Origin of the sequence: Actinoplanes sandaracinus (assembly GCF_030009775.1) — a bacterium.
GTDB classification, from domain to species: Bacteria; Actinomycetota; Actinomycetes; order Mycobacteriales; family Micromonosporaceae; genus Actinoplanes; species Actinoplanes sandaracinus.
Map to the genome: position 1 here is coordinate 75,691 of NZ_JASCTH010000008.1, position 12,407 is coordinate 88,097.

General features: G+C 70.5%; 16 protein-coding genes. 5 read left to right on the top strand and 11 right to left on the bottom strand.

Features of this window, described 5'->3' with window-relative positions; genetic code table 11:
• Position 1: 1 nt before the first annotated feature.
• The 5 genes from QLQ12_RS13860 to QLQ12_RS13880 form a co-directional block, all read right to left on the bottom strand.
• Positions 2-418, bottom strand: a complete 417-nt coding sequence (locus QLQ12_RS13860; protein ID WP_282760006.1) for a PIN domain nuclease — start codon at positions 416-418, stop codon at positions 2-4.
• Positions 409-630, bottom strand: coding sequence for a type II toxin-antitoxin system VapB family antitoxin (gene vapB / locus QLQ12_RS13865; protein WP_282760007.1), 222 nt, complete (start codon positions 628-630; stop codon positions 409-411). Before vapB ends, QLQ12_RS13860 begins: the two co-directional genes overlap by 10 nt.
• Positions 631-704: 74 nt before the next feature.
• On the bottom strand, positions 705-1,793 hold the full coding sequence (locus tag QLQ12_RS13870; RefSeq protein WP_282760009.1) for an alcohol dehydrogenase catalytic domain-containing protein: 1,089 nt from the start codon (positions 1,791-1,793) through the stop codon (positions 705-707).
• On the bottom strand, positions 1,790-3,199 hold the full coding sequence (locus QLQ12_RS13875; RefSeq protein WP_282760011.1) for an aldehyde dehydrogenase family protein: 1,410 nt from the start codon (positions 3,197-3,199) through the stop codon (positions 1,790-1,792). The genes QLQ12_RS13870 and QLQ12_RS13875 overlap by 4 nt, the downstream gene beginning before the upstream one ends.
• Entirely contained in the window at positions 3,196-3,825 is a 630-nt protein-coding gene (locus tag QLQ12_RS13880; protein ID WP_282760012.1) for a TetR/AcrR family transcriptional regulator, read from the bottom strand. The genes QLQ12_RS13875 and QLQ12_RS13880 overlap by 4 nt, the downstream gene beginning before the upstream one ends.
• Positions 3,826-3,940: 115 nt before the next feature.
• Here QLQ12_RS13880 and QLQ12_RS13885 point away from each other — a divergent pair, with 115 nt between their 5' ends.
• Positions 3,941-5,476 (top strand): long-chain-fatty-acid--CoA ligase, encoded by a 1,536-nt coding sequence (locus tag QLQ12_RS13885; RefSeq protein ID WP_282760014.1) that lies wholly within the window; start codon positions 3,941-3,943, stop codon positions 5,474-5,476.
• Here QLQ12_RS13885 and QLQ12_RS13890 read toward each other — a convergent pair.
• A complete protein-coding gene (locus QLQ12_RS13890) occupies positions 5,473-5,895 on the bottom strand; it encodes a (deoxy)nucleoside triphosphate pyrophosphohydrolase (RefSeq protein ID WP_282760015.1) in 423 nt (140 codons plus the stop codon). The genes QLQ12_RS13885 and QLQ12_RS13890 overlap by 4 nt on opposite strands.
• A 185-nt stretch (positions 5,896-6,080) precedes the next feature.
• Between QLQ12_RS13890 and QLQ12_RS13895 the strand changes: the two genes are divergently transcribed.
• Positions 6,081-6,392, top strand: a complete 312-nt coding sequence (locus tag QLQ12_RS13895) for a 4a-hydroxytetrahydrobiopterin dehydratase (RefSeq protein WP_282760016.1) — start codon at positions 6,081-6,083, stop codon at positions 6,390-6,392.
• Between the two features lie 28 nt (positions 6,393-6,420).
• Here QLQ12_RS13895 and QLQ12_RS13900 read toward each other — a convergent pair whose 3' ends face one another.
• Positions 6,421-7,329 (bottom strand): hypothetical protein, encoded by a 909-nt coding sequence (locus QLQ12_RS13900; RefSeq protein WP_282760017.1) that lies wholly within the window; start codon positions 7,327-7,329, stop codon positions 6,421-6,423.
• Positions 7,330-7,583: 254 nt separating this feature from the next.
• Between QLQ12_RS13900 and QLQ12_RS13905 the strand changes: the two genes are divergently transcribed.
• Complete coding sequence (locus QLQ12_RS13905) at positions 7,584-7,766, top strand: hypothetical protein (protein WP_282760018.1); 183 nt, start codon at positions 7,584-7,586, stop codon at positions 7,764-7,766.
• Between the two features lie 145 nt (positions 7,767-7,911).
• On the opposite strand, the gene QLQ12_RS13910 is transcribed toward QLQ12_RS13905, so the two are convergent.
• Genes QLQ12_RS13910 through QLQ12_RS13920 form a run of 3 tightly spaced genes read right to left on the bottom strand, consistent with a single transcriptional unit; the run spans position 7,912 to position 10,394 of the window.
• Positions 7,912-8,646 carry a Type 1 glutamine amidotransferase-like domain-containing protein gene (locus QLQ12_RS13910; RefSeq protein ID WP_282760019.1) on the bottom strand — a complete coding sequence of 245 codons (735 nt, stop codon included), beginning with the start codon at positions 8,644-8,646 and terminating at the stop codon, positions 7,912-7,914.
• Complete coding sequence (locus tag QLQ12_RS13915) at positions 8,643-9,476, bottom strand: nucleotidyltransferase domain-containing protein (protein ID WP_282760020.1); 834 nt, start codon at positions 9,474-9,476, stop codon at positions 8,643-8,645. Before QLQ12_RS13915 ends, QLQ12_RS13910 begins: the two co-directional genes overlap by 4 nt.
• A gap of 48 nt (positions 9,477-9,524) precedes the next feature.
• On the bottom strand, positions 9,525-10,394 hold the full coding sequence (locus QLQ12_RS13920; protein WP_282760021.1) for a G5 domain-containing protein: 870 nt from the start codon (positions 10,392-10,394) through the stop codon (positions 9,525-9,527).
• 199 nt (positions 10,395-10,593) lie between these two features.
• Here QLQ12_RS13920 and QLQ12_RS13925 point away from each other — a divergent pair, with 199 nt between their 5' ends.
• Both QLQ12_RS13925 and QLQ12_RS13930 read left to right on the top strand, forming a co-directional pair.
• Positions 10,594-11,043: a MarR family winged helix-turn-helix transcriptional regulator gene (locus tag QLQ12_RS13925; RefSeq protein ID WP_282760023.1), complete on the top strand. Its 450-nt coding sequence runs from the start codon at positions 10,594-10,596 to the stop codon at positions 11,041-11,043.
• A 91-nt stretch (positions 11,044-11,134) separates the two neighbouring features.
• Positions 11,135-11,755 carry a phosphatase PAP2 family protein gene (locus QLQ12_RS13930; protein WP_282760024.1) on the top strand — a complete coding sequence of 207 codons (621 nt, stop codon included), beginning with the start codon at positions 11,135-11,137 and terminating at the stop codon, positions 11,753-11,755.
• A 51-nt stretch (positions 11,756-11,806) separates the two neighbouring features.
• On the opposite strand, the gene QLQ12_RS13935 is transcribed toward QLQ12_RS13930, so the two are convergent.
• Positions 11,807-12,397 (bottom strand): TetR/AcrR family transcriptional regulator, encoded by a 591-nt coding sequence (locus tag QLQ12_RS13935; RefSeq protein ID WP_282760026.1) that lies wholly within the window; start codon positions 12,395-12,397, stop codon positions 11,807-11,809.
• Positions 12,398-12,407: the final 10 nt, after the last annotated feature.

Consider the following 12,407-nt stretch of genomic DNA (forward strand, 5'->3'; position numbering starts at 1 on the left):
GTCAGCTGGCCAGGGATTCCACCGGCTGCCCGGTGACAGCCGCGATGAGCTCGAAATCCTTGTCGACCGCCAGCACGGTCAGTCCTGATTTCTCGGCGGTCGCCGCGATCAGCAGATCGGGAATGGACGGAGCGCGGTGCTGACCACGGTCGGCGAGGATCATCTGCACCTCGAGGGCTCGGTCCTCGATGGCGGGCGTCAGGTACTCGACGGGCATGAACGACAAGGGCGGCAGGATGAACTGTTGCCGTCCGGCCTCACCGGAACGCGCCGAGTAACCGAGTTCCAGTCGGGTGATCGTCGACAGCCGGACGAGGCCACGGCTGATGCGAGCACTCCACTCGTCACGGTTCGCCGCTTGGTCGCGCTGCAAGCGCACGTAGGCCGACTTGTCGATCAGCCAACTGGTCACCGCCACGCGGACCCCATGACGTCGGGGTCGTCCAGATCCGCGAAGACGTCCGCGGAGCGCTGCCAGTCGTCGGGGGTCACTGAGCGCCCGACCGGCGTGATGTCTCTCTCGAACTTCCGGCGCAGGTATTCGTTGCGGGACAGTCCGAGTGCAGCGGCCGCGGCGTCGATGCGGTCGACGGCTTCCTGACTCAGATCACGAATGAGGATGTTCGGCATGGCAACCTCCGGCATGCAGCTGCTGATATCACGATATCAGCAGCCGCATGCCGCCCGCTCATCGAAGGACAGGTTCAGAGGATGGCTACGGAGCGGGCGCCCTCGCCGCGGGCCATGCGGTCGAAGGCGGCCGGCACCTCGGCCAGGGTGATCCGGTCGGTGATCAGGTGACCGATGTCGAGCTTGCCGTCGAGGACGTCGCGGGCCAGGGCCGGAACCTCCAGGTCGGTGTCGGCCTGGCCGTACACCGAGGCTTTGAGGGTGCGCGCCGACGAGAAGATGTCGAGCGCGCCCAGCTGCACCATGTCGTCGGCGGCGCCCATGCCGACGACGGTGACCTGGCCGCCGCGGCGGGTGGCGCGCCAGGCGGCGCGGATGGTCGCGGCGCGGCCGACGCATTCGATGGCGTGGTCGGCGCCGAGCCGGCCGGTCAGGCCGCGGATGTCCTTGGAGAGGTTGTCCGACGACACCACGAAGTCGGTGGCGCCGGCCGCTTCGGCCAGGCCTTTCTTAGCCTCGGTGACGTCGACCGCGATGACCTTGCCGGCGCCGGCGGCACGGGCCGCGGCGACCGCCGAGAGGCCCACCCCGCCGAGGCCGATGACCAGCACCGACTCACCGGGCCGGACTCCGGCGGTGTTGCGGATCGCGCCGCTGCCGGTCAGCACCGAGCAGCCGAGCAGCGCGGCGACATCGAAATCGAGCTCCCGCGGTACGGCGATGACGGCGTTCTCCGGAGCGACGACCTGTTCCGCGAACGCGCCGAGGCCGAGGGTGACGTGGACCGGTTCCCCGTCGAGGGTCGTCCCGTTCTCGAGGGCCGCGACGCCGGAGGACGTGCTGCACAGCCAGGGCTGCTCGTGCTCGCAGAACCAGCAGCTCCGGCAGGCCGGCTGCCAGTTGAGGACCACGTGGTCGCCGACTGTGACCCGGGTGACGTGGTCGCCGGTCTCGACGACCTCACCGGACGCCTCGTGGCCGAGGACGAGGGGGTGCCGCGGGCGCAACGTGCCGTTGATCATGGACAGGTCGGAGTGGCAGACACCGGCCGCGCGGACCTTCACCCGCACCTGGCCGGGCCCGACCTCCGGGAGCCTGAGCTGGACGAGCTCGGCCGGGGCGCCGGCGTCGCGGACGACCAGCCCGGTCATGTAGTGGGTCATCGCTGGATCGCCTTCACCTGCTGGAACTCGGCCAGCCCGTAGGCGCCGAGCTCACGGCCGACACCGGACTGCTTGTAGCCGCCGAACGGGGCGAACGGGTTGAACGAGCCGCCGTTGACGTCGACCGCGCCGGTGCGCAGCCGCCGGGCCACGGCCAGCGCCCGCTCGTCGCTGCCCCAGACCGCGCCGGCCAGGCCGTATTTCGAGTTGTTGGCGATCGCCACGGCCTCGTCGTCGGAGCCGAACGGAATGATCGACAGCACCGGGCCGAAGATCTCCTCCTGGGCGATCTCACTGTCCGGGTCGACGTCGGCGAAGATCGTCGGTGCGACGAAGTGGCCGGTGGACGGCACCGGGGCGTCGAGGCCGCCGGCGACGAGACGGGCGGTGGCCCGCTCGATGAAGCCGCGCACCCGCTCCCTCTGCGCGGCCGAGGCGAGCGGGCCGAGCCGGGTGGCCGGGTCGAACGGGTCGCCGACGGTGTAGGCGGCGGCGGTCTTGGCGGCCAGTTCGACGGCCTCGTCGTAGTGGCTGCGGTGGACCAGCATCCTGGTCCAGGCGGTGCAGGTCTGCCCGGAGTTGAGGAAGGCGTTGCCGACGCCGACCTTGACGGCCTTGATCAGGTCGGCGTCCTCCAGGATGACGTTGGCGGACTTGCCGCCCAGTTCGAGTGACACCTTGGCGATCCGGTCGGCGGCGGCACGGCTGATCGCCCGGCCGGTCACCGTGGAGCCGGTGAAGGACACCACGTCGACGTCCGGGTGGCCGGCGATGGCGGCGCCGACAGCCGGGCCGGTGCCGGTGACCATGTTGAACACCCCGGGTGGCAACTGCGCCTCGGCGAACGCGTCGGCCAGGAGGTACGCCGTCAGCGGGGTCAGCTCGCTGGGCTTGAGGACCACCGTGCAGCCGGCCGCCAGGGCCGCGCCGACCTTGGCGACGACCTGATGCAGCGGGTAGTTCCACGGCGTGATCGCGCCGACCACACCGGCCGGCTCGTGCACGACCAGCGAGTTGCCGATCGTCTCCTCCGCCGGGGGCTGGGCGGCCAGTTCGGCGTACCCCGCGAGAACGGTGAGGGGAAGACCGGCCTGGACCGCCTTGGCGATCTTGAGTGGGGTGCCCAGTTCGAGGCCGACGATCCGGGCGATCTCGTCCGCCCGGGCGGCGAGGGCGCGGTGCAGGCGGCCGAGGGCGGCGCCGCGCTCGGCGGGTGGCGTGGCGGCCCAGCCGTCGAAGGCGGCGCGGGCGGCGGAGACGGCGAGGTTCACGTCCTCGGCCGTGCCGGCCGGCACGTGCCCGAACACCTCCTCGGTGTACGGGTTCTCGACTCCGATGCGCTCAGCGGACTCGGGCGGCACGAACGCGCCGCCGATCCAGTGCTCATCACGGAAGACCGACGTCATCGGCGTACCCCCTGGTCGTAGCGGTCGGAGAGGCTGTTGATCAGCAGATCCAGCCCGAGTTCGAAGGCGCCCTCGTCGACCGCCGCCCGATGGGCGGCGAGTTCGTGGGCGCGGTGCAGGTGTGGATAGCGGTCGTAGAGTTCCGGGTCGGCCTCGAAGCCGAGCGCGAACGAGCCGAGCGCGGAACCGGTGATCAGGTAACGCATCAGCGCGCCGATGTGGGTGGCCCGGGCCCGTGACCAACCGGCTTCCAGCAGTGCGCCGTAGACGGCCTCGGCCATGGCCAGCCCGGCGGGGCGGCGGCCGGGGCCGGTGGCCAGCACCGGAACGATGTTCGGGTGGGCGGCGAGGACCGCGTGGTACGACTTGGCCCAGAGCCGCAGCCCTTCACGCCAGTCGTTGGCGCGGAAGACGGAGATGTCGACCTGTGCCACCACCGACTCGGCGACCGCGTCGACGATCTCCGCCTTGGTGGCGAAGTGGTTGTAGAGCGACGGCCCCTGCACACCCAGCTCGGTGGCGAGGCGCCGCATCGAGCACGCCTCCAGGCCTTCGGCGTCGATCAGCATGGATGCCGCCTCGACGATGCGCTCCCTGGTGAGCAGCGCCTGCCGCGGCCGGGCCATACGAGATCTCCTGAGAAAGACGAAATCAACACTGGACGTGTAAAAACTTACGCCGCTAGTTTAAGCACAGCTGCGACCTGCATCACTCCCGAGCTTACGAAGAAGGAGGCTCAGCATGACGACGCTCTCCCTCGCCACCGTCCTCGCCGAGGCCGCACGCCGGTACCCGGAAAAGGTGGCGATCGTGGACGCCGGCGGCGCCCGCATCACCTATCGCGAGCTCTGGGAACAGACCCGGTCGTACGCGGCCGGCCTGCGCGAACTTGGCATCGGCCCCGGCGACACGGTGGCCGTGATGATTCCCAACGTGGCCGACTTCCCCCGCGTGTACTTCGGCGCGCTGGCGGTCGGCGCCCGGATCGTGCCGATCTCGCTGCTGCTCAACACGGAGGAGGTCGGTTACGTCCTCTCCGACAGCGGCGCGAAGCTGCTGGTCACTCACTCGGCCTTCCTGGCCGCCGGCGCTCCGGCCGCGGCCGCGAGCGGCACGGCCCTGGTCAACGTCGGCCCGCTGCCGGCCGACCTGCCGCAGTACCCGCCCCGGCTGGAGGAGATCTCGGCCGGCCTGGAGCCGCTGCGGACGTACGTGACCCGTGAGGCCGAGGACATCGCGGTGATCCTCTACACCAGCGGCACCACCGGGAAGCCGAAGGGCGCTCTGCTCACCCACCTCAACCTGGTGATGAACGCGGCCGTGAACGTCTTCGACGTGCACCCGCTGACCGGTGACGACGTGGTGCTGGGCTGCCTGCCGCTGTTCCACACGTTCGGCCAGACGGTCGGGATGAACGCGACCTTCCGGTTGGGCGGGACGCTGGTGCTGCTGCCCCGGTTCACCGGCGAGGCGGCGATCGAGCTGATGCTCAAGGAGAACGTCACGATCTTCCACGGCGTGCCGACGATGTACATCGGGCTGCTGGAGGCGGCGGCGAAGGCGGAACGCCTGCCGAAGCTCAAGCTCTGCGTCTCCGGTGGCGCGTCACTACCGGTCGCGGTTCTGGAGAGGTTCGCCGGAGCCTTCGGCTCGACGATCTGGGAGGGGTACGGGCTGAGCGAGACGTCCCCGACGGCCACCACCAACCAGCCCGCGTTCGGCGCCAAGCCGGGTACGGTCGGGCACCCGATCTGGGGCGTCGAGGTGGAGATCGCCCGTCCCGAGGTGCCGGAGCGGGTCGAGTTCCTGCCCGACGGCGAACTGGGCGAGATCGTGATCCGTGGGCACAACGTCTTCGCCGGTTACCTGAACCGGCCGGAGGCGACCGCCGAGGCGCTGGTGGACGGCTGGTTCCGGACGGGTGACCTGGGAGTCAAGGACGAGCAGGGCTTCGTCAGCATCGTCGACCGCACCAAGGACCTGATCATCCGCGGCGGGTTCAACGTCTACCCGCGCGAGGTGGAGGAGGTCCTGGCCCGGCATCCGGCGATCCAGCAGGTCGCGGTGATCGGGGTGGCGGATGAGACTCTCGGCGAGGAGATCTGCGCGGTCGTGGTGCTCCAGGACAAGGGCCTGACCGAGCAGGAGCTGATCGACTGGTCCCGCGAGCACCTGGGCAAGCACAAGTACCCGCGTCAGGTCCGGTTCACGGAGTCGCTGCCACTCGGCCCGAGCATGAAGGTCCTGAAGCGGGAGCTGCGCAAGCAGTACTCCTAGCGCAACAGCGGTGGCAGCTCGGCGACGATCGGCTCGTCGGCGGGCAGCCACGGCACGCTGTTCAACTGGTCCACGGTCAGCCAGCGCATGGAGCGGTGCTCCAGCGCCTTCGGGACGTCCCCACCGAGCAGGGTGACGGCGTAGACCCGGAGCACGGCACGACCGTGGGCCAGTGGCACGTCCGGGCCCACCCGGTCGCCGACGTCGACCCGTACGCCCAGTTCCTCGGCGCATTCCCGGGCGAGCGCCTGCTGCTCGGTCTCGCCGGGCTCCACCTTGCCGCCGGGGAACTCCCATCGGCCGGCCGCCTCGGGCGGTGCGCTGCGTTCGCAGGCGAGCACCCTGCCCGTCGTGATGATCACTGCAGCGACGATCACCCTGGGTGATGGTGATGGCTTGACGTATTGTTCCGGCCGCATGGAATCCAAGATCTCATGAAAGTTCGTCGTTCAGGTTGCCCGCTGGTGCCCCGATCGTCACGCAAACACGGATATGTGGGCGTGGACACCGCTGGCCGGACGGGCGAAACTGTGGGACACCGACGATGACGACTCGGCGACAGTTCGGCCACAAGCCGGCAACAACGCTAAGGGGGGGTGCGGTAGTGCGGGCGAGAAGACGCCGGGACACCGGCTCGGATTATCTCAGCGACGCCCTCGCGTTACTGAGCGGCTGGACCCGCGACGGTGTCCAGTTACACCGCGACCTGGCGTGTGACGACAGCCAGCACGCCGCCTTGACCGAACGTATCAAGGTGGCGGCGGACACTCTCCACATCCGGCCGACCATCCGACGGTCGAACGGTCACACTCAGATCTGTCTCGGTCAGCAGGGCGGTGGAGCCATCACCGACGGTGAGGTGACACTGGCCGCCCGGATTGAGGATTTCTACCGCACCGTCGTCCAGGCGCCGTAAACCCGCTCCCGGACCGTCACCCGTGGACCTACGAGGCCCTGGCCCCTCCGACCGGTTGCGTGAGATCCCAGACGTAACGCCGGCCGGCGGGCTTCTCGTCCCGCCAGACGACCTCCCAGCGGCCGCCCGCGTCGCGTTCGGGCTCGCTCATCCAGCCGTACCCCTGGCGCTCCTTGACACTCGGGGGCTGGTCGCTGTCCGGGAAGCTGAAGGTCATCTCGAACCTGGTGAACGCGGACGGGGTGCCGCTCGCGGTCGGCAGCCGGTCCTCCCAGACGAGCTGGTCCCAGCCGCGCCGGCGTAGCGGGTTCCACAGTCCTCTGGGCCGGTACTCGACCTGCCACTCGGTCGGCGTGGTCATCGCCGGATCGAAGATCAGCCAGACCCGCAGCAGCCGGCTCTGCTCCAGCGGCAGCGCGGTGATGGTTCCACCGACCGGGCGCAGCGTCTTGAACGAGATCTCGTCGAGCCGGGTCAGCCGGTCGGTGTCGGTCGCCACGATCGGCCGCATGGTCCGGTGGGTGACCAGCGGTTCCGGGGTGGTGATCCGTTTCTCCACGATCCGGTCGCTGTCGTCGTCGGCGCCGATCGTGACCAGCACGTCGAGCGTCTCGGAGAACAGCGGCTTCTCCCGGTCGCTGATCCGCTGGATGGCGTCCAGGTAGTGCTGGTGGCCGGCCTGCTGCAGGGCGAGCAACTGCGTCGCGTCGTGCAGGTCGGTCTTCAACTCACGGATCTTGACGACGAAGGCGAGCTGCCACAGGCGGACCACGAAGTAGAGCAGGCAGGCCAGGAAGACGGCGGTGAGCACCCACTGGGCGATCCTGGTGGGCACGTCGGTGAGTTGTGCGACGCCCGATGCCAGGCCGATGAGCACGACCGAGACGTTCAGGGTGCCCCTGAACAGGGTGTGATACTTCGATGGGCTTTCCGGCATCGTCACCATGATGGCAACAACGGGGTTCCCGACAAATCCTCACAAAGAGTGACTGCACACGCTTCGGGACGCCTGTTTGCCCGATATCTGGTGACCGACCGGGGGAACGACCATGCCAGTCCGGCCCACCCGCGGCGATTACTTGCCGGTAACTATTGCCCGCTGAATCCGGGTCGCCGCATGCTACCGAGAGCCCCAGAACAATCAATCGATTTAAGCACTTCGATCATCGATCCCCCCGGAGGCGATCACCGGTGCTGACCTACATGCAGAGACCGCTGACCCGGCGTCACCGGGCCGATCTGCTTCCCCTCACGGGCGGCGGTGAGGGCGGGCAGCCACGCCGGCGCTTCGTGATCAGCCACAACGCCATCTTCGCGGTGGCGATGCTGCTGTCGGCGGTGCTCGTGGGTCTCGCCACGGTCGCGCTGCACTGAGGCACGCCGGCCGTGGCGAGTCCGCGAGCGTCAGCTTCCGCCTTCGCCGCCCTTACCGGTCCGGTCGGACATGGCTCTCCTCATGCAGAACAGATGGACTCCGCTGTCACAACGGAGCCGATCCTCTCCGGGTTGCGCTTCCAGCCTAGGCCAGCAGGCGGGTCGGCAAGGGTGTCTCGATGACTGTGCCGTCGCCGGCACGCTTCACCTCGTACGCCGAAGCTCCCTCGCGGTCGGTGACCGCCTCGGACAGTGACGTGCCGCGGTAGATCAGCCCCGCGCCGTCGTCGGTGGCGTAGCCGTCCGGCAGGGTGCCGTCACCGACCAGCTCGTGCATCCGCGGCCGGCGCTGCGCCTCGGCGTCGTAGTGCACCCCGTTGCTGTACGGCAGGAAGCCCAGCCCGTCGGTGAAGCCACGCAGGTCGTACCCGAAACTGTCGGTGGTGCCGCCCCGGTGCCAGCAGATCGAGCCGGCGGACACGCCGCTCAGCACGACTCCGGCCTGCCACGCCTCGTGCAGGATCTCGTCGAGGCCGTGCACCCGCCAGACGGCGCAGAGGTTGGCGACGCTGCCGCCGCCGACCCAGATGACGTCCTGGGCGAGCAGGTGCGCGCGGATGTCCACGATGTTCGGCATCGGGAACAGCTCCAGGTGCGACGCGGTGAACTCGGTGCCCGCGAACGCCGAGTAGAACGCGCCGATCCGCTCCTGCGGATCACCGGTGGCCTGGGCCAGGAAACAGATCTTCGGCGCCTTCTCCGCGTTGGCCAGTTCCGCGGCGAGATAGTGGACCGCGCCCGGCTTCATATCGAGCAGGCCGTACCGGCCGGGCCGGAAGGAGGCGCTGGTGGCGAGGATGGTGGGGACGTCAGCTGTCACCGGAGCATCATCGCGCACGCGTCCGCGGTCTCCAGAACGAGATCCGCGACCAGGTCGATCGCCGTGGTCAGATGCACCGGGTCACCGTCCACCGCGGCGAACACGCTGTCCATCCGCGACTGGAACCGCTCCGGCGCGCCGGGCAGCGCCGCGGCCGCGGCCACCGCGCCCTTCTCGCTGATCAGCCAGCGCCCGGCGGCGCCGTGCAGCGCGTGCGCGCACACCCCGGCCACCCGGAACAGGCATCCGGCGACGTAGGCGCTGTCACCGCGCGACACCGCCTTGCGGGCCAGCCCGAGCAGGAAATCAGCCTCCCACAGGCCGGCCACCAGAGCTTCCGCCAGCGGGCGGGGAAGAATTTCGACGCGGCGTCGCAGCGCGGCCAGTTCCCCCGACGGATCGGCGAGGACGCGGCTCAGGGCGAGTTCACCGGGGTACGAGAAGTCGGGCACCCCGAGTGGATGGCCGGCCTGCATGTGGAAGGCGTACCGCCCCTGCTCGGCATCGGCCCAGCACCGGCGGACCCGGTCGACGTCCCGGTAGATCCAGTCCACCGGGTGGCCGTCGATCCGCAGCCAGCCGCCGCCGTCCACCCACGGCCCCCACCCGCCGGTCCGGGTCACTCCGGCCCCGGGCCCGGCCACCTCCTCGGCCAGCTTGCCGAGCGCCTCGGTGTCCAGCGGCGCCCGGTAATAGACGCCGAGATCGGTGTCGGACTCCTCGGTGTGGGTGCCACGCGCCCGGCTCCCACCGAGGACCACCCCGACGACGCCGGGCACGGTGAGCAGCCGCTCGGCGAGATCGGTCAGGCCGGTGTCGGTCAGCGCCATGCCGTTACGGTGGCCCGCGACGGCCCCGGGAGCAATGGCCGGTGACCGTCAACACAGGGTGGCGGGCTCCAGACGTACCCCGTCGAGCAGTTCGAGGTCCTCCTCGGCGATCAGGATCTCGCCGACCTCCTGCTCGCGGGCGTCCACCTCGGCCGGGTCCAGGACGGTGACCGGGAACTCTGACCCGTCCGCCGGGCAGACCGCGGACCGTCCGAGCGGCAGGCAGATGTTCAGGGCCTGCTCACACGCCGGGTCCAGGGCCGACTTGCGGCGTGCGCCGAGCGCCACCACCCGTTCCTGCGGCGCCTTCGTGACGCTGGCGCCGAGCAGGCGGCGGGCGGTCGGCCTGCCGTCGGTGACGGTCACCAGGTACCGCAGCGCCTGCTCCCCGGGCACGCCGGGCGCCTGGACGCGGCGGGTGCCGCGGGGCAGCGACGCGTCGCGGACCACCCGGGTGTCGAACGGGATGACCCGGGTCTCGACGTCGGTCCGGGTGGTCACCATCGGCGCGGCGACCGCTCTGCGGCGCGCTTCCCCCGAGGGCTTGTCCGCGGTACGGGCGGGGCGCGGCCCGGTCCGGTCGGCGCGCTCGTCGGCCACTCTGGCCCGGCTGAGCTGGTCGGTGGTGGCCGCCCTCACCGGCACGGGCGGCGCCGGTTTCTCCTCGTGGCGCGGGAGCGGCGGTTCGGCGGCGGCCGCCGCACGGCTGACCACCTCCGGATCCTCCTCCAATCGCGGGGCGCCGAGGTCGGGGCCGGTGTCCACCTGCGGGGTGGACGCGACGGTCTCTCCGGATGCCGGGCTGGTCAGGGTTGCCACACCGGCCGCCCCACCGCCGACGAGCACGAGGAACGCGCCCGTGCCGGCGGCCATCCGGACACCGAACGGCAGCCGGGCCCACCAAGACTTTCGTGGCATTTCGAGCAGATGCTGCCAAGAGTCACTAGTTGTCTGGTTTTGCACCAAAACATTGTGACTTTCTCAGGCCCGCAGGCAAGTCAGCGACAGTCACTCGAAATGATGACGCCCACGCCCCGAACCCTGATTCACGCGTTGCTCCGGTGAGGCGGAAAGTCGCTGATGCCCGGCGCGGCCCATCGGTCGTACGATCGGAGCCATGTCCGCCCCCGTCCCACTCAGCCCGGAGGAGGAGGCGGTGATGCGTGCGCTCGGCCGGTTCCTGCTGGTCATACCCCGTGCGCTGGACGCCGACCTGATGCGCGAGCAGCGCATGTCCGCCAGTGAGTACGCGGTGCTGCGCCACCTCTCCGAAACCCCCGGCCACCTCATGCGGATGAGCGAACTCGCCATGGCGTGTGACATGTCACTGAGTGGCATGACTCGCCTCGCCGCGAAACTCGAGTCGCTCGGCTATCTGCACCGCATCCGCTGTAAGGAGGACGCCCGCGGCGCCAATGCCGTTCTCACCGACAAAGGCATGGCCCGGCTGCGCGAGGCCTGGCCGACACACCTGGCCAGCGTCCGCCGGCACATCTTCGACCATCTCGACGACCTCGATCTCAAGCAGCTCGCCGCCGCCTTCACCGCGATGGCCACCGACCCCTGAGGCGCCCCGGGTTCCGGCGCGGACGAGACGGGGGCATGATCCCGCGTTTCGTGCCGCCGGCCGGGACCCTCTGGGTTGCGATGATGGCTCCGTGCTGAACACTGCCACCGACGACACCCGCACCAGACCAGGCGTCCTCGACCGGATCGCCGTCGCCGTCTCCGAGGTGCTCGCACCCGCGATCCTGGTGGCCGTCCTCCTGATCGTCGTCGGCTGGCACGCCGGCGACACCCCGGGGGTGTCCCGCTGGTGGGGCCTGCCCGGCGCGGTCTTCGCCGCCGTCATCCCCCTCGGCTATGTCCTGCACGGCGTCCGCAAGGGCCGCCTCACCAACCATCACATCCCGGAACGCGCCGACCGCCGGATCCCTCTGCTCTTCGGCACCGCCTCCCTGGTCGCCGGACTGCTCCTGCTGCTGGCCCTGGGCGCCCCGCGCGAGGTGCTCGCCCTGCTCACCGCCGGCGGCGTCGGTCTGGCGGCGTTCGCTCTGGTCACGCACTGGTGGAAGATGTCGATCCACGCCGGCGTCGCGGCCGGCACGGTGGCGGCGCTGACCGCCGTCTACGGCGAGATCGCTCTGCTGGGCGCTCCGCTGGTGCTGCTCGGCTGCTGGGCCCGGGTTCGGCTCACGGCGCACACGCCGGCTCAGGTGGTGGCCGGCGCCCTGGTCGGCGCCCTCATCGCCGGAACGATCTTCCCCGCCCTCCGCTGACACCATGCCGCCTGACGCCCGCTGTCTGACGCCTGACGCCCGCCGCCTGGACTATTCGGCCAGGCCGTAGGCGGCCAGGGCGGTGTCGAGCATGCGCTCCTGGTCGGCCGGCGGGAAAGCGGCCGGGTCGGCGGCGGCATAGGCGGCCACCCCTTCGGTCATCGAGATCAGCGCCAGGGCGACGGCGGCGACCCGCCCGGCCGTCCAATCCGGAGCAGCCGCCGCGGTCAGCCGCTCGACGCGCTCGCGCCAGACCCGGTTGTTGCGCCGGTGCTCGGCGACCAGGCCGTCGTCGGCCACCGCCGCGGCCAGGAAGCCCAGCCAGACGACCGCCTCCTGCCGGGTCTGCTCGTCGAGCGCCATCCCCTGGTGCAGGACCGCCCGCAACGCCGCCCGCGGCGTCACCGCCCCCGCCTCGAGGGCCTCCACCCGCGCCCGGGTGACCTGGTGCAGCAACTGCCGGGCGTGCAGCAGCAGCGCCTGCCGGTTCGGGAACCGGTGCATGACGAGCCCGGTCGTGCACCCCGCGGCCGCCGCCACGGCCCGCACCGTCAATCGCTCCAGGCCCTGTCCGGCCAGGACACTCCACACCGCACGGGACAGCGCCTCAGCCTGCGCCGATCGATCAGCCGTACGTGACACGCGTCGCACT

What these genes read in the sequence shown, in the direction of transcription:
- vapB (WP_282760007.1), bottom strand. Translation starts at nt 630, where the DNA reads ATGCCGAACATCCTCATTCGTGATCTGAGTCAGGAAGCCGTCGACCGC.
- QLQ12_RS13870 (WP_282760009.1), bottom strand. Translation starts at nt 1,793, where the DNA reads ATGACCCACTACATGACCGGGCTGGTCGTCCGCGACGCCGGCGCCCCG.
- QLQ12_RS13875 (WP_282760011.1), bottom strand. Translation starts at nt 3,199, where the DNA reads ATGACGTCGGTCTTCCGTGATGAGCACTGGATCGGCGGCGCGTTCGTG.
- QLQ12_RS13880 (WP_282760012.1), bottom strand. Translation starts at nt 3,825, where the DNA reads ATGGCCCGGCCGCGGCAGGCGCTGCTCACCAGGGAGCGCATCGTCGAG.
- QLQ12_RS13885 (WP_282760014.1), top strand. Translation starts at nt 3,941, where the DNA reads ATGACGACGCTCTCCCTCGCCACCGTCCTCGCCGAGGCCGCACGCCGG.
- QLQ12_RS13890 (WP_282760015.1), bottom strand. Translation starts at nt 5,895, where the DNA reads ATGCGGCCGGAACAATACGTCAAGCCATCACCATCACCCAGGGTGATC.
- QLQ12_RS13900 (WP_282760017.1), bottom strand. Translation starts at nt 7,329, where the DNA reads ATGCCGGAAAGCCCATCGAAGTATCACACCCTGTTCAGGGGCACCCTG.
- QLQ12_RS13915 (WP_282760020.1), bottom strand. Translation starts at nt 9,476, where the DNA reads ATGGCGCTGACCGACACCGGCCTGACCGATCTCGCCGAGCGGCTGCTC.
- QLQ12_RS13920 (WP_282760021.1), bottom strand. Translation starts at nt 10,394, where the DNA reads ATGCCACGAAAGTCTTGGTGGGCCCGGCTGCCGTTCGGTGTCCGGATG.
- QLQ12_RS13925 (WP_282760023.1), top strand. Translation starts at nt 10,594, where the DNA reads ATGTCCGCCCCCGTCCCACTCAGCCCGGAGGAGGAGGCGGTGATGCGT.